Raw genomic sequence first — 25344 nt, forward strand, 5'->3', positions numbered from 1 at the left:
GCGTCTGGAAAAAGTGACCCGCCGTAAGGGCGGAACCCTAATCAGCAACACCCGCAGCAACGGATATTCACCCAATCACCCAATCACCCAATCAATCAAAACCCCACACTGGCCTGCACAAAAAACGTCCTCGGCGCCCCCACATACATCCCCGAGTTGTTATCACTCGAACGGGTGAAGTACTGCTTGTCGAAGACGTTCTTCACCCCGGCACCCAACTTCAGGTTCGACACCTGCGGCCCGAAGTCATACCCCCCGCGCACGTTCCAGGTCACGTAACCCGGGATGTCGCCGTACTGCCCGTCGGCCGTGCCTTCGGTGATGTAGTTGCCGTTGAAGCTGCCGTCGGCATTCACACCGGTGCCCGGCGAACGCTGTTTGGACTGGGCGAAACCGTCAATGTTGTAGGTCCAGCGGTTGATGTCGTAACGCAAACCGACGGTCGCCACCTGACGCGAATAGAACGGCAGATCACGGCCCTTGAAGCCCGGAATTTCGCCTTCGTAGGTCGCACGGGTGTAAGTGAAACCGGCGTTGGCGGTCAGGCCGTCAAGACGCGGATCCAGCGCCGCCATGTCGTAGTGCATCGAGGCTTCGATGCCTTGGTGCTTGGTCGCGCCGAGGTTGGTCCAGCCCACGTCGTTGCTGATGTATTGCAGTTCGTCGTCGAAGTCGATGTAGAACAGCGTCACCTCACCGCCCCACACATCATCGTTGTAGCGCGTGCCAATCTCGTAGGTCTTGGCTTTTTCCGGCTCCAGGCCATTGGCGGTCTGGTCACCCGAGCCGCCCTGCCCCAACTGAAAATACTGCAGGCTGCCGAACGAGGTTTCGTAGTTGGCGAACAGCTTCCACGCATCCGACAGGTGATACATCACGCTCAGCGCCGGCAACGGTTCGTTGCTTTCGATGCTGCGGTTTTTCGCCTGTACCGGTTTGCCGGCGGTGTCGAGCACGGCGCGGTCATGCCAGTCGGTGCTGATGTGTTCGAAGCGAATGCCTGGGGTGACGGTCCAGTTGCCGACGTCGATTTTGTTGTCGACGTTCGCGCCCTGCTCGACCATCGCTTCGCGGCGGATCACCGTGCGCGCCCCGGGGTGGTTCTGCACCACAGCGGCGTCGGCGTCACCGAGCCAGTCGCCGACCACTTTGATGTCGGTCACGCCGAGCTCCAGCGGGCCATTGCTGGCGGCGGAAGTCGCGGCAGGCGCAAGGGTTACCGAACCTTCGTTGATCTGATACTCCAGACCGCTGCCCCTTGCACAGGGGGTGACCAACCCCGGCAATCGGCTTACCGTTGAGGTCGGTCCGGGAGAACGCTTCGAGGACCTTGCCACCGTGAGTGGTGGAGTCGCCCAAGCGAATGGCGTCTTTCATGTTGTCACTCCTTTGACCATGGCCTGTTTATTTGCACGGACACACGATGCAGACCGTCAACAGTTCTGCAAAAATTGCCCTTGGTGCGAAATGCTTCCTTGAGCGGCATCTTTTCATCGTCGTCACCATCCTCAAGACATCTATAGTCGCTGCCGCCCAACGCCGAGAGCATGGTTTGGTAAAGGCTCAATGACTTGAAATTGACCTGAAGCCACAGAACGCTCTCACTTTCATAGATCAATCTAGCGTCATAATCAGCGCTGCTGTTGAGCGACTGATCTTTCAGGTAGAGGTCACCAGGCTGTTGCACGCGAACACATGCGCCGCTGCCCTCTAGTTCCTTCATTACTTTGCTGGCTGAGGTGGTGTCGTCGAACACCAGCTTGCATTCATAACTCATTGCAAAAACAAACCCGCCCCCACTATTGTCCAACCTGCATTGTGTATTTGTCCGGGATTGTGTTTTGAGCCTTGCGATTAAAATTTCTCATGAACCGACTGCACTATCTTTGTAGTTCTGGCCTAAGTAATGCTGGAGAGATTCTCTCCAGCCATTATTATCTGAGCCCGACAAAAAAACAGAGGATGGCTTAGCTGCGCCCTCCAAGGAATCGATTAAAACTACTAATAAAATCTTTCCTCAGACCCGGCAATATTTTTTTCAGGATCAAAAAGTAAAGATAGATAGGGGTTGGACCATCGCCCTCCTCTTCCCAAACCTCCTCTGTACCATAGCAATAGAGCACACCTCGGATGAAATTTGCAAAATCTTCATCTTCCTTGCGACTTTGCTGCTCCATTTTCCAGAGATCGACAGTGAGCTTCTTTCGAAGTACCTCATCACTTTCGATACGCTCGCGCAAGATGGCCTCTTTCAAGAACGGCACTAACTTTTCCAACTTGCTGGCAGCAATAGTTTTTAATTCACCTCTTTGGATAAGACCCATTAGATAACTAGCGTACTCACGCGTCATCTCGCCATAAGAAACATTCGCATCAAGCAACTGCTCCTCCAGATCATCAAACTCTTTAACTTCAATACTATCAATCATTGTGTGGCCCCATCTTCCATTTCTAGCCTACCCATAACTTGTTTACATGACTTACAGTATGGCTTCAAAACTCCATCATTCCTGTGCGTCGTTGATCTGCCACCTTTAGTTAGAGCCTTCAACTCATCGACTGTCTTAACGTTGTATTTTTTCGCAATATTGCTAAGGGCGTCCGCCTCGCCGCAATCACCATGAAAGACAGAGCGATCGTCAATATGAACATCCTCATAAAGTTCAGCCACTACTGGATCATGGATACCATTGCCTAGAGCACGCTTGCTGAAACCTATCTCAGTTTGTGGAAGGTTGTCACTTTCTATGGTTGTGCGGGTTCCCTTATTATTCGGCGTTATCCCCTTAACACGAGCCAACCCAAGTGGATCCACCCATTGGATAGGATTTGGCGCGTAGGCATAAAAATTCAGCCCTCCTGCCCAGCGGGCAGGGTCTTTACTTATAAACCGACCAACGCTTGGGTCGTAATACCGATGCCTGTTGTAATGCAGCCCCGTCTCATGATCGTGATACTGCCCCTGGAACCGTATCGGGTTCATCACGCCATGCTGCCGCGCCCACTCCGAGCGCTGTTCCGTCACCTGTCCCCACGCTTTGTATTGCGCGGTCCAGGCCAGGTTGCCTTGGGAGTCGGTCAGCTCTTGCGGCGTGCCGAGGTGATCACACTGGTACCAGGCCAACGCATCAAACGGTAATGCCGTCGCCTTGTGATTCCACACTGGATCTTCATCAAGGCTGTATTCACCGCTGTAATCCGGCAACCCGATCAGATCGATCGGCGCATGCCGTACAGCCTGCGCTACAGGCACAAAAGTCCCCGGTTCGAAGACGTAGTGCACCGTGCGGCCGGGTTCGCCATCGCTTTGTGAAGGGCTGCTTTCAAAGGCGAGGTTGTCGCCGTCCCAGCCGTACAAGGTGAAGCCGCAGCCGAGTTCGCGCTGTTTGCGCGCGTGTTCGTTTCTGTTCCAGAGAGAGCCTGCTTCAGGACGCTGTTTGTAGTGCGCGCGGGAGTTTTTGTGCAGGCGGCGTCCCAGTGCGTCGTAGGCGAAATCCACGCTCAGGCGCGGGTCTTCGAAATGCACCAGTCGATCAAACAGGTCCCAGCGCAGATCACTGCGTTGGCCGTTGTGCCAGCGCTGGATCTGGTTGCCGCGTTCGTCGTAGTCGTAGTGGGTGCCGGCGTATTCGCGCAGCAGGTTATCGACGAGTTTGCTGCGCGGTGGGGTCAGGTCCAGTGGGCGGCGAACTTCCGTCGCTTTGTCGTCGAGCAGGTTGCCGGCCGGGTCGAAGGCGAAGGTTTCCATGCCTTGACGTGTGGCTGCGCTGAGCAGACGACCGACCGGATCGTAGCGATAGGCGAGCGGCCCGCGACGGCTGTCGTTGATGTCGGTCAGTTGGCCGGCGGCGTCGTAGCTGTACTCGCGTTTGAGCAGCGTGGATTTGTCGTCGCTGCGTCCCAGCAACTGTTCCTGCAAACGGCCGGCCGGGTCCCAGCTCTGGGTTTGCAGCAGGTGGTTGCCTTGATGGCGGGCGACTTCGCGGTGCAGGTCGTCGCGTTCGTAGCCGATCAGTTCGTGTTCATCGAGGCGCAGGCCGAGCAGGTGGCCGCTGCCGTAGGTCAGCCAACTGACACGGTGGCCGTCGGGGCGCACGGTGGCGACTCGTTGGTTGAGCACGTCGTACTCGTGCTGCCAGATCGCGACGGTGGGCTTTTCCAGGCCGAGGTAGTGCTGGTGTTCGCGCAGCAGATTGCCGGCCGGGTCGTGGAACCATTGCAAGCGGCTGTCGGCGTTGTCGGCCAGCACCAGGTTACCGTTGCCATCGTAGGCAAAGGTTTCGCTTTGCGACTGGTCGCCCAGAGTGGCACGACGCTCGGTCAAGCGGCCCATCGGGTCGAAGCTCAATGAGATGACGCGTTGGCCGTTGATCGATTGCGCGAGGCGTCCAGTGAGTGGGTCGTACTGATAGCGCGTGCTGCGTCCATCGAAACCGCGTTCTTCCAGCAGGCGTCCGACCGGGTCGTAGTGGAAGTGCGCACGTTGTTCGTTTTCGTTTTCCAGGGCCGTCAGCCGTCCGAGACGGTCCCAGCGGTAGCGCAGGGTTTGCTCGGCGGCATCGACACGTTCGGCTATCAAACCGGCCGCGCTGTAGCTCCAGGTGGTGCAGCGATCGAGAGCGTCGACATGCGCCAGCAGCCGACCTTCGGCGTCGCGCTCAAAACGCTCTTCGGTCTTGTCCGGGTGCCTGATCAGCACCAGTTGGCCTGCCTTGTATTCATACTCGGTGGCGTTCCCGGCAGCGTCGGTGAAGCAGGTCATCTGCCCGAGTTCGTTGTATTCCCAGGCGCTGGTCTTGCCCGAGCAGTCGACGTACTCGACCATCTGCCCGGCGTCGTTGTAGTCCAACGTCTTTTCGTTGCCGTTGGCGTCCTTGATCGCGGTGGGCTGGCCGGATTTGTTGTAGGCGTATTCGGTTTTGTTGCCCAGCGGATCCAGCGCTTCAACCAGATTGCCTTGGTCGTCATAGGCGCGTTGCCACTGACCGCCCTCGGCGTCGCTGATCTTGATCAGCAGGTCCTGATCGTCGTAGGCGTAGTGCATCACCGTGTGATCGGCGCGGATGTGTTCGAGCAGGTTGCTGCGTTCATCGTAGCTGTAGCGATCGGTGCTGCCGTCGGCGTTGACGCGGCGCACGATGTTCTTGGCCTCGTCGCGGAAGAACCATTCCGAACGCTCGTCCGCGTAGCGAATGCGATAGGTGTAGCCAAGGATGTCGTAGTAGTGCCAGGTCTCATTGCCGAGCGCATCTGTGACGTAAGTCAGACGAATGTTTTCGTCCCACTCCAGACGCGTGTCGAAGCTGCCGTCGTCCGCCCATTCGCGCACGGCTTTGGCCTTGGCGCTTGAACCGTCCCACTGCAGGTTCATGCCGCGCCCGGTGCGGTCGGTGTAGCGGGTGATCAGGTGATGCTGGAACTGATACGACCAGACTGCGCCGTTCTCGTCCTGCGCCTGAATCAGGTCGCCATAGGCGTCGTATTGGTACGCACAAAGTTGTCGCAACGGTTCGCCGTCAACGATCTGCCAGAGGCCGATAAACCGGCCGTGATCGTCGATCATCGTGCCGAGGTGCAGATGGACTTTAGTGAAGTCGTTTTCCTGATAGGTGATCAGGTCGGAGAGCAGCGAGTGTTCGCCGTGACGATGCTCGTAATGCAGCATGACCCCGGCGCCGTTGCGTAGGGAGATGTTGCTCAGCACAAAGCGCTGGCCACGGCGGACGTAGGTTTCCTTACGTTCGAAACCGTGGCACAGCAATAGCTGATCTTCGCTGGCACGAACGAGGGTGATATTTTCGATGGCGTCGTAGTGGAACAAACCGACTTTGGGCAGCGGATAGCTGTGGTCACGACCGTCGGCGCCGTAGAAGGTCAGGCCATCATCCACGCAGTCGAAACGCGTGGTGAACTCGCTGATCCAGCGGGCGCCGAGTTCGCCCTGATCGTAGGCGTCGAGGCGTGAGTTGTACGTGCGCGTCCATTCGATCGGAAAGGGGCCAGGCAGGCTGAAATCGGTATGGCTGAGGCTTTCAGAGCCTATGGCGAAATTGATGCTGTATGGCGTGGCGCATTCACAGGGGCCTTTCTTTGGATTGGGCGCTTTTTCCGCTGGAACTTGCTTTTGGTTAACGCCCAACTGGCCCTCTGAAGCCGTGTGCGTGGCCTTACCGGTCTTCTCTGTATGGACCGCGGCGTTCTGCCCGTGGGCATTGCGCTTGCGCCACAAAGTCACGGCACTGGAGAGGATCAGCAGCAACCAACCGATGGAGTTCTGAACTGACTCATCGTCCAGCTTGCTCAGCTGTGTGCGTAATTCCGGACCCATTGCCCGCAGTTTTGCGGTTTCCGTGGCAACCCGCTTCTTCACCTCATCGGGTAGCAGGTGATCAGCGGCACTGTTGGCTAAGCCCTTGCCTGCGGCTTTATAGGCGCTGGAAGCGGCGGCGAAGATGTTGCCAAACGATGCAAGGGGATCATTCTTGAATTGATCAACTGCCGCACTCGCTTGTGCGCTGGCCGCTTTTAGATCGCCCTTGGCGTCGAGCTTGCCATTGGCCACCGTATCGAGGCCTTTGGCAATTTCGTTGATGACTTCCTCACCCAGCTTGCCAGCGTCCGCCAGAATCCCCGGCAGCTTGCCTTTGGCCTGCTCAACGAAATCGTCGAGCGTGCCGATGATGGACTCGTTCAAATGCCCGATCAGGATCTCGATGACCGACGAACTGATCAGCATCTTACTGCTGGCCCTCATCTCCTGACGTACCAGAAACAGTGTTGGGCGCAACGTCATACGGGCTGCTGCCATCGCCGGTGGCAGCGGCAAAACACCGATCAGGTTGATGCCCAGACTGGCCCAAGCCAGCAAATCACGCTTCTGGGCATTCGACAGCGTGACGATGTCACCCAGCGCATCGACCAGCGCCATGATGTTGCCCACCACGGGTAAGGCGCCGGCGACGTTCTTGATCCGGTCGAGAGTGACCACCCCACCACTGGCGGATTGAAGCCAGGCATCGAACGTTGCCGCACCGCTGGCAACGTCCTGAATGTCGATGGCGTTCAGGGGAACGATGGCAACTTGAGGTTCACGTTTTACAACAGCATTTTCAGTGGTCATGACAGCATCTCACCCGCCAGCAGGCCCGGGGTTTTCAAGGAAGGTTTTGGAAGCGTCGGCGCCGGCAGACTCGGCAACTTGCCCGCCTTACTCGCCGCACCGAGAATCCCAGACGCACTCGGCATCGCCGCACTCGCCAGTTTCGGCAACCCGGCCACCCCGCCCTGCACGGCGCCTTTCACCTGCTGCGCCGTTTGCATCGCGCCTTGTGCGGTCTGCACCGCGCCCATCCCTGTCTGTGCCAATTCCTTGCCCTTCTCCAACAGATCCCAGTTCTTGCTCGGCAACGCCTGCGCCACCATGGCCTGCACCTGACTCGGAATGTCTTCGGCACCCGGCGGATTCAACGGCCATTCCGGCTTGCCGATGTAACTGCCATCGCTCCAGGTGTCCGCCGGATCCTTGCCGAACAGCACACGCGCTGGCCCCGGAGCCGCGCCGGCGACACTGGCAAAACCTTTGGCGTCGAGCTTGCCCTTGATGCTTTTGCCCAAGGCGTCGATGACTTCGTAATCGCCGTCCTTGATGCCCTGACGCCCGGCGTACTGGTTGAACAACTCCAGATTGCCCTTGCCCGGTTTCGGCGGTTCCGGGAACACCCCGGCGAGACTTTTCGCCCCGGTGTAGGCGAAGTTCGCCGCGTGCGCGGTGTACGGGCCGCTGGTGGCGTGGGTGATGCCGCCGGCGTTGTAGGTCGTGGCGCTGCCGCCGCCCTGAATCACCAGTTCGGTTTTCGCGGTGATGGTGATGCGGTCGGCGTTGGCGGTGATGTTGAGTTTGGCCAGCAGGTTGATGCTGTCCTTCAGCGCTCGCACGTCGATGTCGCCGGAGGCTGCGACCAGTCGCCAGCCCATGCTCTGCACAAACAGGCGCATGCCACGACTGGCACTGGCCAGCAAGCGTTTGCCGATCGACAGGCTGGTGTGGCCGGTGCTGCTCAGCGCCAGGTGTTCGCCGGTGGCGATGTGGCTGGAGCGCGGCGTGGTCAGGGCGATGCCGGCCGGGCTGGCGAGCACCAGATGCGGCTCGGTGAATTCCGGGAACTCATTGGCGGTCATGTTCGCCGGACCACTGCCGAGCACGCCTTGATGCTGGGCGTGCAACGCTTTGGCGACGTCGTCCTGATCACCGGCCTCTTGGGCTTGAAGCTCTTTGGCCTGAACAGCGAAACCATCCTGCTGATCGCTGGCCGTCGCGAGGCGTTCGGCGGTTTCCGGCAGATCCTTGTGGTGCTTGGATTCGTTCGGGCGCGGCTCGGTGGTGATGAGCAGACCGGCACCGGCACGCACCGCACCGTGGCGGTCAGTTCTTAACTCAAAACCTTCACCGCGCGGCTGACCGCCGCTCGGACGTGGATGGGTCAGGTAGCCAAGGTTGATCGCACTCGCACCATGATCACTGCGCAGCGCGATGCTGATCTCGCTGGTGGTGTCGTCGATGCGTAGCTCGTTGGCGCGGCTGCCCTTGTATTCCTTGCTCTTGACCGTGGCCAGGGTTTTGAAATCCGGCAGTTTGTACGGCGGCAGGTTCGCGCCGTGGTACAGGCAACCGGTGATCAGCGGCTGATCGGGATCGCCTTCGAGGAAGGTGATCAACACCTCCATGCCGACCCGTGGAATATTGATCGAGCCAAAGGTTTCCGCTGCCCAGCTCGACGCAACGCGCATCCAGCAACTGGTCATGTCGTCGTGCTTGCCTTCGCGGTCCCAGAAGAACTGCACCTTCACCCGGCCATACTGGTCGCAGTAGATCTCTTCGCCTTCAGGGCCGCAGACTACGGCGCTCTGGGTGCCCAGGACTTTCGGTTTCGGGTGATCGAGCGGCGGACGGTATGGCACGTCCCACGGAATCGCGCTAAAGCGGTTGCGGTAGCCCTGGTGGAAATCGTCTTTGTTGTCGGTGGTGTCGCTGGTGACCGACTCTTCCAGCACCTGCGGTTGTTTACCTTCATGCAGAATTTCGGTGAGCAGCCACAAGTCGTTCCACGTCGGGTTGGCGTGGTCGGTCAGGGCCAGAAAATGCCCGCTGACGAGGATCGGCTGATCGCTGTTGCCCTCGGCCAGACGATAGTCGCTGCGATGGCGTTCCAGCGCGCGATTGGCCAGGTGCTTGCCACGCTCACGATCAACGAAACGGCCGGGGTAATCGTAGTCTTCGAGGTCCGGTTGGGCGCTGCTTTTGGCATCACTTTCCAGCTCGATCTTCGGTTTGACGAAGTCGTAATCACGCCGCGTGGTACGACTGGTGCGGGTGGCCAGGCGCAGGCCAAAACGCTTGACCACCGGTTTGTCGGCGACCAGTCCTGAGTCCTGCTGATAGGCCACGGGCGCCAGTTTCGGGAACACCGTCTGGTCATCGCCGAAGGTCAGTTTGTGGCCGCTGGCGGTGTGCTGGAAGTGGTAGTGAATGCCCTCCTCTTCGCACAGGCGCTGGATGAAATCCAGGTCCGATTCGTCGTACTGCACGCAGTAAATGCGCTCGGGGTAAATCGCGCTGAGCTGGAAGTGGTAATCGCTGGCGAGGATGCCGTGTTCTTCCAGGACCTTGCTGATGATCTGCTGCACGGTCATCTGCTGGAAGATGCGCTGGTTGACCCGATGCGCAAGGTACGCCAGTTGCGGGCGCAGGGAGATCTTGTAGCGGGTCAGGCGCTTGCCCGCCTCGCCCTGGGCGATGCTGTAGACCAACCCGTGGATGCCAGTGCCGCTCGGCGACAGCTGCAGAAACGCCAGTTTGTGCAGCACGCTTTCGAGGTTGATCGAGGCCTTTTCACTGACCAGTTCCAGCTCGAATTCGAACGGCGTGTTGAGGGCTTCACGACCGGTGAACGACAGCACCTGGAAGTCGCTGTCGATGCCATCGACGGTCAGATTGAAATGAGGCTGGTTGGCCGGTGAGAACATTCCCTTGTCCCTCGCGCAGTGCTGCGACGCGCAACAGCCCTCAAGGGGCTATTGGCAAAAATTCTTTAGAAGTGAGTGCGCCCCGACCAGCGATGCCGGCCGGGGCGGTACAACCATCAGCCGTAATTAAACGACTGGAGCACGCCAGTCATCGGAACCCGAAGTACCGGATACTTCGTGGGTCCAGGTGATTTTGCGGTAGGTGAACTGCACTTCTTCCAGGTGGGTAAAGTGCGCGTTGCCTGGATCCTGGCAGTTGTGCATTTTGTTGTTGATGGCGACGATGATCGCGTCTTCCAGTTTGGTGGTGTAGTAGTGCTCTTGGGTGCCTTGCGCCGAAGTGCGGTACCACTGGATAACGATTTCGCTCATGCGCTCGCCGGAGGTCAGAGCGGCTTGCAGCAGAGGCGAAGACTTATCGTAAACCTTGGTAATCACCACTGGCTTGTGCACGCGCTGACCGGTTGGTTGGCCGGACTGTGGGTCACGCGGGATGATCACGTCGTGGCTGAAAGCCTGAACCATGACCTGGTCTTCATGACCTTCCTGGTAGGTGTTGCCAACGGAGTCGGCGGTGAATGCGCCGGCAGTGATCAGGCCTTGTTTTTCGCCGGTAACCGACATGTACGCTGGTGTTGCCATGGGAGGTGCTCCTTGCTGGATCAGTGGATGAGTCATAGGTGAAATCACCTAAGAGGCGGCCATTTGCCACCAAATTACATGCCAACTTTTTTCGGGCCTTATGAACCGGGGCTTGCGAGCGTTTTCCTCGGAAAAGCTGGGATAAATCCTCAGAAAACAAAGGAAAAGTGCGCAAAAAGTTGCGCAGTGGTGTGCAAGAAGTTGCGCACTTGGCTGCAGGCCGCGATCTACTTGGGCTGCAGCGATTTATCGAGCCAAATATGCGGAACAAGTGCGCAAGAAGTTGCGCACTTTCAAAAAAGCTTCCCCAACACATCAACAGCTAAAATTCTGATGCAGCCAGACCTAATCAGCACTTCAGCAAGGCCGAAAATCAGAGGCACTCCCTTTCCGAAATCATGACAAATCGCAACCCGAGCCTGGCCCGAAGGAGCCACACTTTTTATTTTCCAAGACAGTACAGGCCTGCCTGCTTCCCGCCACTCATGAGATCTTCAAACAGATGCGACCTAGCCGCTATGCCAAGGGTTTAACGGCGACTCATACTGTAGGTCTTTGACATACCGACCTCACCAACGACTTTTGAAGGAGGCAATCCGCATGGGGCTGACGAAAACTAATCAGGATTTGCGCCGTGATCTGAAAAGCGCTGCACTAGCACTCGAGGACGCTGCTCAAGACATGTTCAGAATGGCCAAACAGTACGGTGAGGCCGAGTTGCTTGCAGCCATGCAGAGAATTGAGGCGCTGTATGTCGAAGCGGATCGGTTGACTCAATACGCAGACGAAGTGAAGGCCGGAAAGATTTTGCGTACACCGTCAGAGAAATGCCCAGCAGACACCTGCAGAGATACTCCTCTTTCTCAGAGAGCAGGTATCGACTGCGTAGCCTGCCCGATGAAAGCCAAGTACTGCCTGAACACGGCGTTCCGCAAGATCGCTCGCAGCGTCCATGAAGCCGCTCGTGATGTGGCTCGGTGCATCGCCGCGACGGCGCAATACGTGCGCTCTCGTCATGAACGTAAAAAGGTCGAGATGTTGTTTGCCCACCTCAAGCGCATCCTGAAGATGGATCGCTTGCGACTACGTGGCATGAGTGGCGCAACCGATGAATTCACGCTGGCTGCTGCGGTGCAGAATTTGCGACGGCTAGCCAAACTTACTTCTCAAGGGTCACCACTCACGGGATAGGTGCGCCTGCACGTAGCAAAAAATCTTAAATTAACCCACTCACAGAGCAGCAAAGGTCAACAAAGAGCCGAGAAACCACGCAGCGTGGTGAGTAGGTTCTCCGATGGAGGTCGTGCTTGAGGTCAGACCAACTGAAAATCCGACTTTTTCAACAGAATCGCCCGGTAGCTGCCTTTCGCGACGGGCTACAATGGGTCGTTTTTTGCCGGTCATGACCACACTGCGTGATGGTCAAATTCGCTGCAATTCATTGCTCAGGTCGACTGCAAATTGGTGAACAAGTCTGTGCAATTACGCGTAGTGGTGTGCAAACCATTTTTGCGCACCGTTAGCCACCGTGGTTAACAGTGCAAAAATTAGGTTTACAGGGTAGTGAGATTGCCGCGATTCCGCGGTGAGGGGATCGCCCTTTCTGATGGAAAGCGAGGGGCGACAAATATACTATTTCTGAAAAGGCTGTGAACGAAGACTCTCAAAAAAAACCAGCCGAAGCTGGTTCATTTATTTCGAGAGTTTCAGAGGCTTTTATCAAGAAAACTGAAAAAAACATAAAGTAGTCATGCCAAAAAAGATGCACAACTCATTGAGTTTACAGGTCATGAAGAACCATTTTTTTTGAAAGCCCACAGTCCGGGTCGCCTTTGCAGCTCAGCGTTTTATCGAAATCACACCACTCATGTAGTCATGCAGATCGCGCAGATCCTTAACGCTCCAGGCATGCGGCGGTATTTTTACCCCGTTCTCCTGCAACGTTTTCGGAATCAGGTTGCCGTTCGGGCGAAGGATGATCGACGACACAATCACGCCCGGATATTCATTCAGGCGTTTTTTGAACGCGGGCGTTGTCAGGTCAGGTGTTGGCGGATTGCTTTTATGCGCCAACGGCCCGGTGCCCTTTATATCGGCGCCGTGGCACACAGCGCAGCGCTGCGAATAGAGATTTTTTCCATTGCTGTTATCCGCGAAGGACACGGAGGTTTGAGCGATCAACAAAGCCCCGAGTACAGCGACGAATGCGGTTTTCATTGTTTGCCTCCCTGGCGTCTTTAAGGTCGCGCATGATGCGCGAGATTTAACGCTTGGCGCAAAACAATGTGGGAGCAAGCTCGCTCCCACAGGGTTCGGTGGAGGATGCAGGTTCAAGTGCATCCACCACCGGCCATTGGATCAGCCTTTTTCGTCGATCCCGGCTTGCAGGGTCTGGGTGTCCAGATGCCCGCTCAGGGTGACCGGGCCGACTTTCAGGTTGCCGTTTTCCAGGGAAACCTTGGGTGCGTTTTCCTCGGCTTTATGTGGCAGATCAAGTCCGGCCTTCACGCCATAGTCACGGTTGCTCAAATCAGCGCGACTGACCTTCGATCCGCCCAGATCCACCTTCCCTTCAGTGGCCGAAATCCGCGCGCCCGTCAGCTGCGTCGCGCCGCCGACTGCGAGGTTCACCCCTTGGCTGCCACTGATGCCAGACGTCTGCGCAACGCTGTCCTTGTGCGCATACTCGCCCTGCGCTTTCAGCGTCGGCTTGTAGTCGGTGCCGGCAAGCTGTTCCTTGTCGCTCGGTGGGTTTTTCTTCGCGGTCAGGCCCAGATCGACATCGACCTTGGCATGGTTGCTCGAACCCTGGCGACTCTCGACCTTCAGATCACCCGCGACTGTGCCGCTGACATCTTTAGCGTCGATCCGCGCACCCGCCAGCTGCGCATCACCGGCACTGTTCAACACCACATGGTCAGCCTTGATCTGGCTGTTCTGCTGGGTGCTGCCCTGCAAGTAATCCACACCCACCTTGGCGCCGGCATTGAAACCGTGATCGCTGCTGGCCTTCTCATCCGCGGCGGTCGGGGTTTTGCTGCTCAAGTTGCCGCCGGCATTCAGGGCGACATTCCAGTTATTGCGGTTGTCGGTGGACTGCGCCGATTCCTGCACGTAACCGCCCTTCTGCGCGTCGATGCTGACGTTCGATGCGCTGACTTGCGTGCCTTGCAGGTGAATCGAATCACCGCTTAGTGCGAGGCCGCTCTGACTGTTGAGCTGACCACCGCTGAGGGTTTGCGAATCCTCATTGACTCGACCGATATTGAAGTTGCCGCTCAGATTGCCGGCCTGATCGTGGCTCTTCTCGCTGCTGGTTTTGCTGCCGCCACCCTTCAAGCCGCCGCCGAGATTGCTGCCGGTGGCGGTGTGAGTATCGGCGGCCGCTTGCAGATCGAGCTTGCCGTCGGCGTGCAGTACGATGGCGCCAGCGCTGTCGATCTTGCTGCCTTGCTGCAGCTGATTTCCGCCGCTGCCGAGTTGCACCGGACCGTTGCTGGTGATGCTCGCCACATGGGCCTGGGTGTCAGTGGTCTGCTTGCCGGTGTGATCGAGCTGGAAACCGGCGCCGAGGTCGAGGTTGGTACCATCGGTCCCCGGCAAGGTGCCGACCGTCAGAGAGCCACTGCCACGCAGGCTGCTGTCGTTACTGTGCTGGCGGTCGTTGGCCTGATTCAGCGCCAGATCACCGCCGGTGTTGATGCTCACTCCGCCCTGCCCGCCATCGAAACGGCTGCCTGCGAACTGCGCATCGCCACCGACCTTGATGTTCACACCCTGGCTGCCGGCATAAGCGCCGACGACGGCGGTGGAACTGTCCTTGCTCGACGCACTGCTGCCACCCGCGCCGCTGCCAGCGACGTTCACGTCTTCACCGGTCTTGGTGTAGACGCGCACATCGACCTTGGCATCCACCGCATCAGCGCTGCTGTTGTGCGTGTTACTCGCGGCGTCGGCAAGCAGTTTGTCAGCGCTGATGTTCACCTGGCCGGCGCTGGCGTTGTATTGCGTGCCTTGGTCGTGCAGCGTGCCAGTGGTTTTCACATCGACAGTGCCGCCGTCAAAACGGCTGACCACAGCGTTGCCGCTCTGCTCGGATTTGCTGGCGCTGCCATGACCGACCGCAACGTCGATACCGACATTCGGCTGACCGAGATTGGCCAGCGAGTCCTTGTCCGGCACCTTGCCGTTGAGCACGTCCTTCACCGCGCCAGCGATCGGCCGAGCGATATCTTTGTATTCGACGTTGGCGCCGATGTCCGCCGACCAGTTGCTCTCGCGATGCGTGCTGCTGTCAGTGTTGCTGGCCGCACGGTTGTCGATTTCGTTGGCGGCAATATTCAGACCGTTACCGGCCTTGACCTGCGCACCTTCGGTGGCGAGTTTGTCGGCATTGATGGTCAGGCCGCCGCTGCTCTGTACGCTGGTGGTCTGTGCGGTGGTTTTGCTGGTCGAATCCTGCGCAGTGCTGTGGGCGAAATCGACGCCACTGCCAGCACGGTCGAGGCCGCCGGTGTAGTAGAAACCGCCGCCGGTGCTGGAGGTGTCGGTGGAGGTTTTGTGGCTGTCTGCCTCGGCCAGCAACGACACGTTTTTGCCGCTCAACGTTGTGTCGCCAGCGGTGGATTTCACCTCCGCGCCTTTGAGCGTGACATCACCGCCAGCCTTCACCTGCACACTGCCACCGCTGAGGCTGGAGCCTTGCTGAGTGACATCATTACGGGTCACGGTTTGCTGTTTGTCTTCGTAGTGAATCCCGGCACGATATTGCTCTGGCGTTTGTTCTTTGGCGTAAGCATCGAAGCCACGGGTTTGCGTGGTGTCAGTGCTGTCGTGAGTGTTCTGCGCCGAATGCACATTCACATCCCCCGTCGCATCCGCCGTCAGCGCGCCACCGGCCTCGACCGTCGAGCCGGCGACCTCAATGTCCTTGGCGCTCTTGAGCTTGAGGTTGCTGTCGGACACCAGTTCGCTGCGCACCGTGGTGCTGTCTTTGCTGTTCTGGCGCGATTCGTCCTTGGTGATGCCGAAGAACTTGCTGTCCTTGTCGTGGTTATTGCTGTGCGCAGTGTCCTGCACGCCGTCGATGATCAGCGAACCCTTGTCGCTGATCACGCTGGCGTCGGTGCCGCCGCGTACCTGACTGCCGCTGATGCGCACGTCGTCAGCCTTGACGATCAGTTTTCCGCCGGCGTTGACCTTGCTGCCCTGATGCCGGGTCTGGCCCTTGTCGGCATCGCCGGTCTTGCCGAAGAAACCACCGCCGACGAGGTCACCGGAATAGCGGTTGTCACTGCTGCGGCTGGTGCGTGCGGCGGTGCTGATGTCCACCTGTTTGCCCGCCAGATGCAGGTCACCGGCGCTGTTCAGTTCGGCGCCGTCGGAGCGCAGCAAGGCGGCGGTTTGCAGGGCGATGTTGCCAGCCTTCAACTGGCTGGTGACGCTGCGCTGCTCCTCGTTGCTGCTGCTCCAGTCGGCTTTCCACAGGTGTTTGCGGTGGTTGCCTTGATCGGTCTGGGTGTGGCTTTCAGTGGCGGCAGTCAGGCGCAGATCGCCGCCGCTCTGCACGTCGAGCTTCCGCGCCGCGTCGACCTTGGCGGCTTTCAGTTCGGTGTCTTTACCGGAGGCCAATTTCGCGTCGCGACTGGCGACGATCTGACTGCCGTGCTGACGGGTTTCGCTATCGGTCTGGGTGCGGTCATAGGTTTCCCAGGTGATGCCAATGGTGCTGTTACTCCAGTTCTCGCGTTTTTCCTGGAGCTTGCGGCTCTCGACCGTGCTCAGGGTCAGATTGCGTTTGGCCTCGACGGTGACGTCACGGCCACTGACATCAGTGGCGGCCAACGTCAGGTCCTTGCCACTGTGCAGACCGATATCGCCCTGATTGCTGCGAATCCCGGCGCGGGTGACGTCGAGGCTGTTGGCCACGGATTCACCGCTGACACTGAGGTCGCCGGCCGAACGAATCTGCACACCGTCACGCCCGACGACTTGCACCGCACCCACCCGCACGCCGGCACCTTCGGCGGTGCTGACAATATTGATGCGCCCGGCCTGCATCGCGCCGAACAGGCTGGCGTCGATGCGTTGATCCGAAGTGTTGCCCGCCGGATCCACGGTTTTCACCTGACCGCTGGCGTAGTCGACCTGATTGCGTCCCACTGTGAGGTTCAACTGATCGCGGGCGGTGAGCGCGCCCTGGCTGTCGATACGCGGCGCAATCAGGTTGATCGAGCCCTCGCCATTGCGCAGGCCACCGTTTTGAATCTGCAACTGACCGCTGGCGTCGCGGGTGTTCAGACCTTGCAGTTTGCCGTCATTCAATTCCGGGCGACCAACCACCAGACTGGCGTTCGGCGTGTTGATGAAACTGCCGCCATTGACCGAGATGCCGTTGGGGTTGGCCAGCACGTAATCGGCGGGGCGACCGAAGATTTCCTGCGCGCCGTTGATGGCGGACGGGTTGCGGCTGATCACTTCGTTGAGGATCACACTCGCGGCCTGCCCTTGCAGTTGTGGGTTGGCCGCCAGTTGCCCGGCGAGCTGCGATTGCCCGGCCTGCAAGGCGTTGTTCAGCACCACACCCTGACGATCGACGTTGTAATCGAGAAACTGGTTGTGCGACAGGCCCGAGCCATTGGGCGCGACGATGTTGACGATGGGCACACCGCCCTGGGTCTGCAATTGCGCCGTACCGCCCGGCCCGGGCGCGACGACGACACCACCGGCGAGAGCACTTGGCAGGTGCACGGCGAAGAACAGGCTGGCAATCGCCCAGCGCAATTTGCCCCGAGGCGAAAGATGAAATGCAAAAGTGTGTGCTGGCATAAAAACGTCTCCATGTAAGTACGGCATCACGTCGCGCGTTTTAGTCTTGGCCGTGGCTGTCGCGCTCAGGTCCGACGGCTGTTCGTTCACTGCGTTGTTTGTATGGATAGCGCTCATATCTGCAGCCCTACGCGCATCAGCCAGGTTTGCGGCTCGTGCTGCAGACCGCTTGGGGTGTTGAGGCTGCGTTGGTAATCGACGTCCACCTGCAGGTTTTTCCAGCCCAGGTTCAAGCCGACACTGGCGCCGCTCAGGCGTTGGCCTTGAGCGCCGTGATCAGCCTTGATCCAGCCTTGGTCGAGGCCCACGCGCGGCGTGATCTGCACCGGCCATGCGCTGCGCAGCGGCAGGCGCAGGGTGTTGCGCCAGATTGCGCCGCTGGCGCCCGAAGCGCTGCTGACCCGATAGCCGCGCACCGCCGAATCGTCGGTGCCGAGCAGTTGTTCGATCGCCGGCAACGGATCGGGGCTGTACTGCACGTTGAGCTGGCTCTGCCACTGCCACGCCTGCTCGCCGAGTTGACCGTTGCGCCACTGACTGAGGCCGGCGCGGTACTTGCGAAACTGTGCCTTGGGCAGGTTGTTGATCGGTTGCTGCGCGTCGTCATCGGCACCGAGCCAGCGCAGGCCCTGCGCGTAATTGACGTCGAGGTTCCACACCGCACGGTCAAGCCAGAACAGATTGAGTCCGGCCTCGGCCACGGTCAGGGTCGGACTCTGAATGCCGAGCCGCACGTCTTGCAGATAGCTATCGACATCCTTGTGCGCCAGTTGCAGGTTGGCGCTGAGCTGGCGGCTCTGATCGCGCCACAACACGCGGTCGGCGCGCAGGCTGATCTGGTCGGTGATGCCAGTGCTGTGGAAGGTCACGCTCGGCAGTTTGAATGGCGCGCGGTATTCGGCATGGCTGGCGAACACACTATAGGTCCAGTAGCCGTAAGGGATCGCGTAATACAGGCTGGCGTTGCGGTTATAGCGGTCGCCCTGATTCAACGTGTCGCTGGCGCTAAGGCTCAACAAGTCGTTGAGTTGCAGCGGACTGTCGAAGCTCAGGCTGACGCTGTCGCGATCACGTCCGGTGCTGGCGCTGCCGAGGTTGTCGATGCCCGCATTCAAGGCCCAGCGCGACTGCCCCGCAGTGCGCGAACGCAGGATGATCCGCGAAGCGCCGGGCTGGCTGCCGGGGGCGATGTCGGCGGTCAGATCGACCGAGCGCAGGCGATTGAGTTGATCAAGACCTTGCTCCAGATCGCGCAGGTTCAGCGGCTCGCCGAGCATGCCGGGGAACGCACCGCCGAGGGACAGCGGCAAACGCTGATCGGCCAGCTCGATGGACTCGATGTAGCCCTCGTCGACCCTGATGTCCAGCGACTGCGCCGCCGCCGGCGCGCTGAGCAGATAAGGGCGACTGGCGATGTAGCCCTTCTCGACGTAAATCGCCGTGATGGTCGCCAGCAGATGGTTGATCTGCCTGACGCCCATGCACGGCGCGAGCAACGGTTTGATCCGCGCGTTGAGTTTGTCACTGTCGATCAGCGTGACGCCGCCGATGCGCGTGCCGCTTAACGGCCAGCACTGTTCATCCGGCTCGACGGTTTGCGCTACGACCGGGGTCGTGGGTGCCGGACCGAAAGCCCCGCGCTCCAGCTGACGGCGGCGCTGTTCCAGTTGCAGTTGTTGCAGATCGCGTTGCTGTTGCTGCTGCTGGCGCAGCACTTCCTGGCCCGGTGCGGTCGGCTCGGCGGCTTCAATCGAGGAGGCACACACACTCAACACAAAGGCCGACAGCAGCGGGCAAAGCGTGGAACAACGACGAAAAACAGCGCAAAACGGAAACGGCACGCAACTTCCTTGCGATCATTAAATGGCGTAATGCCATGTCATCAATGATCGTGATAGTCGGAGCCATTCCACACAAAAGCAAGACGCTTCCTACAGCGCTTACATTTCTTAAACAATTGCTTTGCCTGGCTTTATTGTCAGCAGCAAAGCCACGGCGCTACTGGCTATCAGGGTTTCCCCGAGGGCTTGAAACCAGCCAGCGAGCATCAGCCCTGCGCTGATCAGCAGGTAATACATCAAGCCCAACAACGCCCCGGCGGTGCCCAACCGATCAGCGTAATCGGCCAGGGCCGAACCGAGAATGTTCGGGATCGCCAGGCCAAACGCCAACACCACCAGCAGCATCGGCAGCACGAACGCGACACTGCCCTGCAGCGACCACACGCCAAGACCACCGAGCAAGGCGATGCCAGCCGCGAGGCGAATCAACTGCAATGCCTTGAACCCGACCGTCAATAAGCGCCGGTTCAGCCATGCTCCAAAACCTGAGCCCAGTGCGAGGATCACACCGCTGTAACCGAACACACTGGCGTCCACACCCAACCGCTGAAACATGAACGGAGCGAGGCTGTAATAGCTGAACAGCGCCACGTTGAATGAGGCGATCCACAGCGCCGAGCGCCAGATACCCGCGTCACGCAACATGCGCCCAAGCGTTTTGAACAGAGCAACATGGCCAGTCGGCGCTGGCCGGGTTTCCACCAAGGTGTAGCAACTCCATAACCACAACAACGTGGCCAGCAACAGCAACGCGGCGAGCACACCGCGATACCCAAAGGCCTGCACCAGGCTGGCGCCACTGAACAAGCCAAGCGCCGGGCTGGCCGCCAGCGCGATGCCCACCAGGGAAAACACCTGCGCCAGTTCGGCGCCTTTGAAGCGGTCGCGCAACACGGTCTGCGTGACCACCGACCCCACCGCCACACCGAAGGCCGCCAACATCTGCGCCAGTAACAAACCGTTGAAACTGCTGACCCGCAGGCCTAAAAGCGTGGCAATTGCAAAGATTGCCAGGCCCGCGAGCATCGTCGGGCGTCGACCGATGCGATCGCACAAACGCCCCCACACCACCACCCCGACGGCAAACGCGAGGAAATGCACCGACAACGTCTGCGCGGCGGCTTGCGGGCCAACGTCAAATACCCGCCCGATATCACCGAGCGCCGGGCTGTACAGGGTTTGCGCGATCTGCGGAAACATCAGCAACGCAATCGCCAGCCACAGGAAATGTCTGTTGTTCATTCTTCATCACTCCTCGCATAAACCGCCGAGGAGTTTAAGAATTGCGCAGTGGCGTATTATCCAGACCCTGCCAACTAATCACTGAAATCGGACAATCCATGGCCTGGCTCGATGCCCACGCAACGTTTGACGCAGATCGCTATCAGGCACCGGTGATCGGTATTGCTTCGACCCTGGGCGATCACGACTCCGGTTTGCACCGCCATCAACGCGGGCAACTGCTGTACACGCGACAAGGCTGCACGCGAATTACCCTGGCGCAGCAACTGTGCCTGCTACCGCCGTCGCGGGCGGCGTGGATTCCACCGGGTGTCAGCCATCGCGCAGTGATGCAACAGAGCGTCGACTACCGCTCGATCTATTTGATCCCCGAACTGTGCGCTGCACTGCCGCAGCAGGTCTGCGTGATTGAAGTCAGCCCGTTGTTGCGTGCGGTGCTGGAACCGATGGCGCTGGCGGATTTCGCCAGCGATTGGCAGCAGGGCAAACTCTCCCACCTGCTCGGCCTGTGTCTGAGCGAAATCGCTGAAGCGGCGCAGCAACCGATGCTGCTGCCGTTACCTCAGGACAAGCGCCTGGCACCCCTGTTGAAAACGCCTGAACGTCTGCCTCCGGAGTTGCAAGTGCTGGAGCAGCAGGTCGGCGCCAGCAGCCGCACCATCGGGCGAATCTTCCAGCGCGAAACCGGCATGAGTTATCAGCAATGGCGCCAGCAGTGGCGCTTGATGCGCGCGATGGAATTGCTCGCCACCGGGCGCAGCCTGAGTTACTGCGCGTTCGAATCGGGTTTTGCCAGCGATAGCGCTTTCATCGCCTTCTTCAAAACCATGACCGGCAGTACACCGGGGCACTGGCTCAAGTGAACAACTGACGATTGGCACCAGAAATCATTTGCCACCAAATATTACCTGCATCATATTACAGCCGTAATAACGATCCACTTACGCAGGTAATCCGCCATGACTAGCATGCCCACCCTCGAACCTGTTGTGGTAAAGACCAAGCCGCCCCTGCTTAAACGCGTTTTGCTTCCGGGCGCAGGATTGCTCGCGCTGATTTTCGCCGGTATTTACGCCATGCATTGGTGGGGCGCCGGACGTTTTCTCGAAGAAACCGACGATGCCTATATCGGTGGCGACGTCACGGTGATCGGGCCAAAAGTCGCCGGCTATATCGAAGAAGTGTTGGTCAGCGACAATCAGCCGGTGAAGGCCGGCGATGTGCTGATCCGCCTCGACGCCCGCGATTACCGCGCCAATCTCGCCAAGGCTGAAGGCGCTGTGGCGGCCGAAGAAGCCCTGCTGGCCAACCTCGACGCCACCGAGCAACTGCAACAGGCGGTGATCGGCCAGGCCCGTGCCGGCATCGACGCCGCCGGCGCCGAGACCGCTCGCTCGCGGGATGACAACGCACGCTACAAACGTCTGGTGACAACCAATGCCGTGTCGGTGGAAAGCGCCCAGCGCGCCGACGCCACCTTCAAGACCGCGCAAGCCTTGAGTGCCCGTGCGCAGGCTGAACTGCTCGCCGCGCAACGCCAGCTCGCGGTGATCGACACGCAAAAACAACAGGCCCGCGCCGCCCTCCAGCAAGCCCGCGCCGAGCGGGATCTGGCGCAATTGAACCTGGGCTACACCGAATTGCGCGCCCCGGTCGACGGTGTGATCGGCAACCGCCGCGCACGCGTCGGCGCCTACGCCCAGGCCGGTTCACAACAGTTGTCGGTGGTGCCTGCCAGCGGTTTGTGGGTCGATGCCAACTTCAAGGAAGACCAACTGGCGCGGATGAAACCCGGCCAACGCGTGAGCATCCGCGCCGACGTGTTGTCCGGTCAGGAATTCCACGGCCGCCTCGACAGCCTCGCCCCGGCCACCGGTTCGCAGTTCAGCGTGCTGCCGCCAGAAAACGCCACGGGCAACTTCACCAAAATCGTCCAGCGCGTGCCGGTGCGCATCCTTCTCGACCCCGCCGACGGCGTGCTGGGCCATCTGCGTCCAGGCCTGTCGGTGACCGCCGAAGTCGATACCCGCGCCCAGCCTGAAAACCGCGCCGTGGCCGTTGCACCATGAGCGCCGCCCTCACCGCCCCGGCGCAACCGTTCAACGCGGCGGACATGGCCACCGCGACCAAGGTGTTCGCCTTCGCGACGATGTGCATCGGCATGTTCATCGCGCTGCTGGACATCCAGATCGTCTCGGCTTCGTTGCGCGATATCGGCGGTGGACTGTCCGCCGGCACCGACGAAACCGCATGGGTGCAGACCAGTTACCTGATTGCCGAAATCATCGTGATTCCGCTGTCGGGCTGGCTGTCGCGGGTGTTCTCCACGCGCTGGCTGTTCTGCGCGTCGGCCGTCGGTTTCACCGTCGCCAGCCTGTTGTGCGGCGTGGCCTGGAACATCCAGAGCATGATCGCTTTTCGCGCGCTGCAAGGGTTTCTCGGCGGCTCGATGATTCCGCTGGTGTTCACCACCGCGTTCTTTTTCTTCACCGGCAAACAACGGGTGATCGCCGCCGCGACCATTGGCGCGGTCGCCTCGCTGGCACCGACACTGGGCCCGGTGATCGGTGGCTGGATCACCGATATTTCCTCGTGGCACTGGCTGTTCTACATCAATCTGGTGCCGGGGATTTTCGTTGCCGTGGCGGTGCCGATGCTAGTGAAAATCGACCAGCCGGAATTGTCCCTGCTCAAGGGTGCGGACTATTTGAGCATGGTGTTTCTCGCACTGTTTCTCGGCTGCCTGGAATACACCCTCGAAGAAGGCCCGCGCTGGAACTGGTTCAGCGACCAGACCATCCTGACCACTGCGTGGATCAGCGGCCTCGCCGGACTGGCCTTCATCGGCCGCACCTTGCACGTGGCCAATCCTATAGTCGATTTGCGCGCCCTGAAGGATCGCAACTTCGCCCTCGGCTGCTTCTTTTCCTTCGTCACCGGCATCGGCCTGTTCGCGACGATCTACCTCACGCCGCTGTTTCTCGGCCGGGTGCGCGGCTACAGCGCGCTGGACATTGGCCTGGCGGTATTCTCCACGGGCGTGTTCCAGATCATGGCGATTCCGCTGTATGCCTTTCTGGCCAATCGCATGGACCTGCGCTGGATCATGATGATCGGTCTGGGCCTGTTCGCGGTGTCGATGTGGGAATTCAGCCCGATCACTCACGACTGGGGCGCGGGGCAATTGATGTTGCCGCAGGCGTTACGCGGGATCGCCCAGCAACTGGCAGTGCCGCCAGCAGTGACATTGACCTTGGGCGGGTTGGCGCCGGCGCGGCTCAAGCATGCGTCGGGCCTGTTCAACCTGATGCGTAATCTGGGGGGCGCGATTGGCATCGCTGCATGCGCGACCATTCTCAATGACCGCACCAACCTGCATTTCACGCGGTTGGCCGAGCACCTGAACAGCAGCAATGAGGCGATGAATCAGTGGCTGTCCCAGGTCGGCGGCAACCTCGCCGCGCTAGGCCAGAGTGGCGACGTCGGGGTCACCGCCAGCTTGCGCCAATTGTGGCTGCTGACCTACCGCGAGGCGCAGACGCAAACCTACGGCGACACCTTCCTGATGATCATGCTGTGCTTCATCATCGCCACGGCGATGGTGCCCTTGATGCGCAAGGTGCAACCACCGGCCGCGCCGAGTGCCGATGCGCATTGATCCCGTATTTTACGTTCACCCACTTCCCCCCTGTAGGAGTGAGCCTGCTCGCGATGGCGGTGCATCAGCGAAGCAGCTGTCGACTGACACAACGCCATCGCGAGCAGGCTGCCTCCCACAGGGGTTATGTGTTGAGGCTTAAGCCTGCGGGGTTTTACGGAAGCCCACGGCCAGGCGGTTCCAGCTGTTGATGGTGCTGATCGCCACGCTCAGGTCGACCATTTCCTTGGGCGTGAACTGCGCGGCCACCACGTCATAGTCTTCGTCTGGAGCGTGAGTCAGGCTCAGTTGGGTCAGCGATTCGGTCCACAGCAACGCGGCGCGCTCGCGGTCACTGAAGAACGGTGCTTCACGCCAGGCGGTCACGGCAAACAGACGCCGCGGGGTTTCGCCGCCCTTGATTGCGTCGGCGGTGTGCATGTCGATGCAGAACGCACAGCCATTGATTTGCGAGGCACGCAGCTTGACCAGTTCGATCAGGCTCTTTTCCAGTGGCAGTTTGGAAACGGCGGTTTCCAGGGCGATCATCGCTTTCAGCGCGTCTGGGGAGGCGGTGTAGAAATCGGTACGAGGTTTCATGGTGACTCCGGGCAGCAAGTGAAGGTGTGGCTACGTTAGCCCCCGCTCTGCTCTCGGCAAATAGCCAATATTCGCGAAGATCAGGAGGCCACTCGCACCCGGCGTTGACCACTGGTCAGCCAATCGGCACCAAGGCGTCGGCGCGTCAGACCAATATCAGGTCAATCCCCTTTCTGGAGACGCACCATGATCACGCGCAAACTCACTTCATTATTCCTCGCCGGCCTGCTCGCCACGGCCTCGGCGGCCAGCTTCGCCGCCAACGATGGCGCGGATGCCACCGGCACCCAATCCGGCGGTGCCACCGGCTCGACCATGCCACCGGACAACACGCCGGGCGCGCCTTCCGGCGGTAGCAGTTCAGGTGGCTCGGGGTCGGGCACCGGCACCGGCACCAATGGCGGCGCCAGCGGATCGGGTTCCGGTGCGGGTGGCGGCACCGGTTCGGCTGGCGGCGGGACTGGCGGTGCAGGCGGTGGCACGGGCGGCTGAACGCACAAGAGTCATCCGTGGTAAGGGCGTTGCCCTGTG

At 59.8% G+C, this 25344-nt stretch carries 14 protein-coding genes and 3 pseudogenes; 5 read left to right on the forward strand and 12 right to left on the reverse strand.

Annotated features, from left to right (window positions below; all coding sequences use genetic code 11):
- Positions 1 to 95 precede the first annotated feature (95 nt).
- The 7 genes and pseudogenes from HV782_RS19390 to HV782_RS19420 all read right to left on the reverse strand — a co-directional run.
- Positions 96 to 1043, reverse strand: a pseudogene (locus tag HV782_RS19390) (TonB-dependent receptor family protein); the annotation flags it as partial.
- 211 nt (positions 1044 to 1254) lie between these two features.
- Positions 1255 to 1377, reverse strand: a pseudogene (locus HV782_RS19395) (PAAR domain-containing protein); the annotation flags it as partial.
- A gap of 4 nt (positions 1378 to 1381) precedes the next feature.
- On the reverse strand, positions 1382 to 1777 hold the full coding sequence (locus tag HV782_RS19400) for a hypothetical protein (RefSeq protein ID WP_225931028.1): 396 nt from the start codon (positions 1775 to 1777) through the stop codon (positions 1382 to 1384).
- Between the two features lie 190 nt (positions 1778 to 1967).
- On the reverse strand, positions 1968 to 2429 hold the full coding sequence (locus HV782_RS19405) for a hypothetical protein (protein ID WP_128614295.1): 462 nt from the start codon (positions 2427 to 2429) through the stop codon (positions 1968 to 1970).
- On the reverse strand, positions 2426 to 7120 hold the full coding sequence (locus HV782_RS19410; protein WP_225931029.1) for an RHS repeat-associated core domain-containing protein: 4695 nt from the start codon (positions 7118 to 7120) through the stop codon (positions 2426 to 2428). The genes HV782_RS19405 and HV782_RS19410 overlap by 4 nt, the downstream gene beginning before the upstream one ends.
- Positions 7117 to 10023 carry a type VI secretion system Vgr family protein gene (locus HV782_RS19415; protein WP_217890325.1) on the reverse strand — a complete coding sequence of 969 codons (2907 nt, stop codon included), beginning with the start codon at positions 10021 to 10023 and terminating at the stop codon, positions 7117 to 7119. Before HV782_RS19415 ends, HV782_RS19410 begins: the two co-directional genes overlap by 4 nt.
- Before the next feature lie 126 nt (positions 10024 to 10149).
- Complete coding sequence (locus HV782_RS19420) at positions 10150 to 10665, reverse strand: Hcp family type VI secretion system effector (protein ID WP_217890326.1); 516 nt, start codon at positions 10663 to 10665, stop codon at positions 10150 to 10152.
- Positions 10666 to 11544: 879 nt separating this feature from the next.
- Between HV782_RS19420 and HV782_RS19430 the strand changes: the two are divergent.
- Positions 11545 to 11856 (forward strand): annotated as a pseudogene (locus HV782_RS19430) (transposase); the annotation flags it as partial.
- Positions 11857 to 12504: 648 nt separating this feature from the next.
- Here HV782_RS19430 and HV782_RS19435 read toward each other — a convergent pair.
- The 4 genes from HV782_RS19435 to HV782_RS19450 form a co-directional block, all read right to left on the reverse strand.
- On the reverse strand, positions 12505 to 12882 hold the full coding sequence (locus HV782_RS19435; protein ID WP_128614333.1) for a c-type cytochrome: 378 nt from the start codon (positions 12880 to 12882) through the stop codon (positions 12505 to 12507).
- Between the two features lie 141 nt (positions 12883 to 13023).
- Positions 13024 to 17493 (reverse strand): hemagglutinin repeat-containing protein, encoded by a 4470-nt coding sequence (locus HV782_RS19440; protein ID WP_186748610.1) that lies wholly within the window; start codon positions 17491 to 17493, stop codon positions 13024 to 13026.
- Between the two features lie 113 nt (positions 17494 to 17606).
- Entirely contained in the window at positions 17607 to 19334 is a 1728-nt protein-coding gene (locus HV782_RS19445; protein WP_186748611.1) for a ShlB/FhaC/HecB family hemolysin secretion/activation protein, read from the reverse strand.
- 108 nt (positions 19335 to 19442) lie between these two features.
- Positions 19443 to 20576, reverse strand: coding sequence for an MFS transporter (locus HV782_RS19450; protein WP_186748612.1), 1134 nt, complete (start codon positions 20574 to 20576; stop codon positions 19443 to 19445).
- A 98-nt stretch (positions 20577 to 20674) separates the two neighbouring features.
- On the opposite strand from HV782_RS19450, the gene HV782_RS19455 reads away from it, so the two are divergent.
- From HV782_RS19455 to HV782_RS19465, 3 genes are all read left to right on the forward strand, one after another.
- The gene (locus HV782_RS19455; RefSeq protein WP_123462164.1) at positions 20675 to 21439 is read left to right on the forward strand and encodes an AraC family transcriptional regulator; all 765 of its coding nucleotides are present in this window, start codon (positions 20675 to 20677) and stop codon (positions 21437 to 21439) included.
- 96 nt (positions 21440 to 21535) lie between these two features.
- On the forward strand, positions 21536 to 22645 hold the full coding sequence (locus tag HV782_RS19460) for an HlyD family secretion protein (protein ID WP_186748613.1): 1110 nt from the start codon (positions 21536 to 21538) through the stop codon (positions 22643 to 22645).
- A complete protein-coding gene (locus HV782_RS19465) occupies positions 22642 to 24234 on the forward strand; it encodes a DHA2 family efflux MFS transporter permease subunit (RefSeq protein ID WP_186748614.1) in 1593 nt (530 codons plus the stop codon). The genes HV782_RS19460 and HV782_RS19465 overlap by 4 nt, the downstream gene beginning before the upstream one ends.
- Before the next feature lie 138 nt (positions 24235 to 24372).
- Here the strand turns inward: HV782_RS19465 and HV782_RS19470 are convergent, their stop codons facing one another.
- A complete protein-coding gene (locus HV782_RS19470) occupies positions 24373 to 24813 on the reverse strand; it encodes a carboxymuconolactone decarboxylase family protein (protein WP_123462158.1) in 441 nt (146 codons plus the stop codon).
- A gap of 186 nt (positions 24814 to 24999) precedes the next feature.
- Between HV782_RS19470 and HV782_RS19475 the strand changes: the two genes are divergently transcribed.
- On the forward strand, positions 25000 to 25305 hold the full coding sequence (locus tag HV782_RS19475; protein ID WP_186748615.1) for a hypothetical protein: 306 nt from the start codon (positions 25000 to 25002) through the stop codon (positions 25303 to 25305).
- Positions 25306 to 25344: the final 39 nt, after the last annotated feature.

This window comes from Pseudomonas monsensis, from assembly GCF_014268495.2.
GTDB classification, from domain to species: Bacteria; Pseudomonadota; Gammaproteobacteria; order Pseudomonadales; family Pseudomonadaceae; genus Aquipseudomonas; species Aquipseudomonas monsensis.

Excerpts from the sequence above, each read along its gene's own strand:
- HV782_RS19400 (WP_225931028.1), bottom strand. The coding sequence starts at position 1,777 with ATGAGTTATGAATGCAAGCTGGTGTTCGACGACACCACCTCAGCCAGC.
- HV782_RS19405 (WP_128614295.1), bottom strand. The coding sequence starts at position 2,429 with ATGATTGATAGTATTGAAGTTAAAGAGTTTGATGATCTGGAGGAGCAG.
- HV782_RS19410 (WP_225931029.1), bottom strand. The coding sequence starts at position 7,120 with ATGACCACTGAAAATGCTGTTGTAAAACGTGAACCTCAAGTTGCCATC.
- HV782_RS19415 (WP_217890325.1), bottom strand. The coding sequence starts at position 10,023 with ATGTTCTCACCGGCCAACCAGCCTCATTTCAATCTGACCGTCGATGGC.
- HV782_RS19420 (WP_217890326.1), bottom strand. The coding sequence starts at position 10,665 with ATGGCAACACCAGCGTACATGTCGGTTACCGGCGAAAAACAAGGCCTG.
- HV782_RS19435 (WP_128614333.1), bottom strand. The coding sequence starts at position 12,882 with ATGAAAACCGCATTCGTCGCTGTACTCGGGGCTTTGTTGATCGCTCAA.
- HV782_RS19440 (WP_186748610.1), bottom strand. The coding sequence starts at position 17,493 with ATGCCAGCACACACTTTTGCATTTCATCTTTCGCCTCGGGGCAAATTG.
- HV782_RS19450 (WP_186748612.1), bottom strand. The coding sequence starts at position 20,576 with ATGAACAACAGACATTTCCTGTGGCTGGCGATTGCGTTGCTGATGTTT.
- HV782_RS19455 (WP_123462164.1), top strand. The coding sequence starts at position 20,675 with ATGGCCTGGCTCGATGCCCACGCAACGTTTGACGCAGATCGCTATCAG.
- HV782_RS19460 (WP_186748613.1), top strand. The coding sequence starts at position 21,536 with ATGACTAGCATGCCCACCCTCGAACCTGTTGTGGTAAAGACCAAGCCG.
- HV782_RS19465 (WP_186748614.1), top strand. The coding sequence starts at position 22,642 with ATGAGCGCCGCCCTCACCGCCCCGGCGCAACCGTTCAACGCGGCGGAC.
- HV782_RS19470 (WP_123462158.1), bottom strand. The coding sequence starts at position 24,813 with ATGAAACCTCGTACCGATTTCTACACCGCCTCCCCAGACGCGCTGAAA.
- HV782_RS19475 (WP_186748615.1), top strand. The coding sequence starts at position 25,000 with ATGATCACGCGCAAACTCACTTCATTATTCCTCGCCGGCCTGCTCGCC.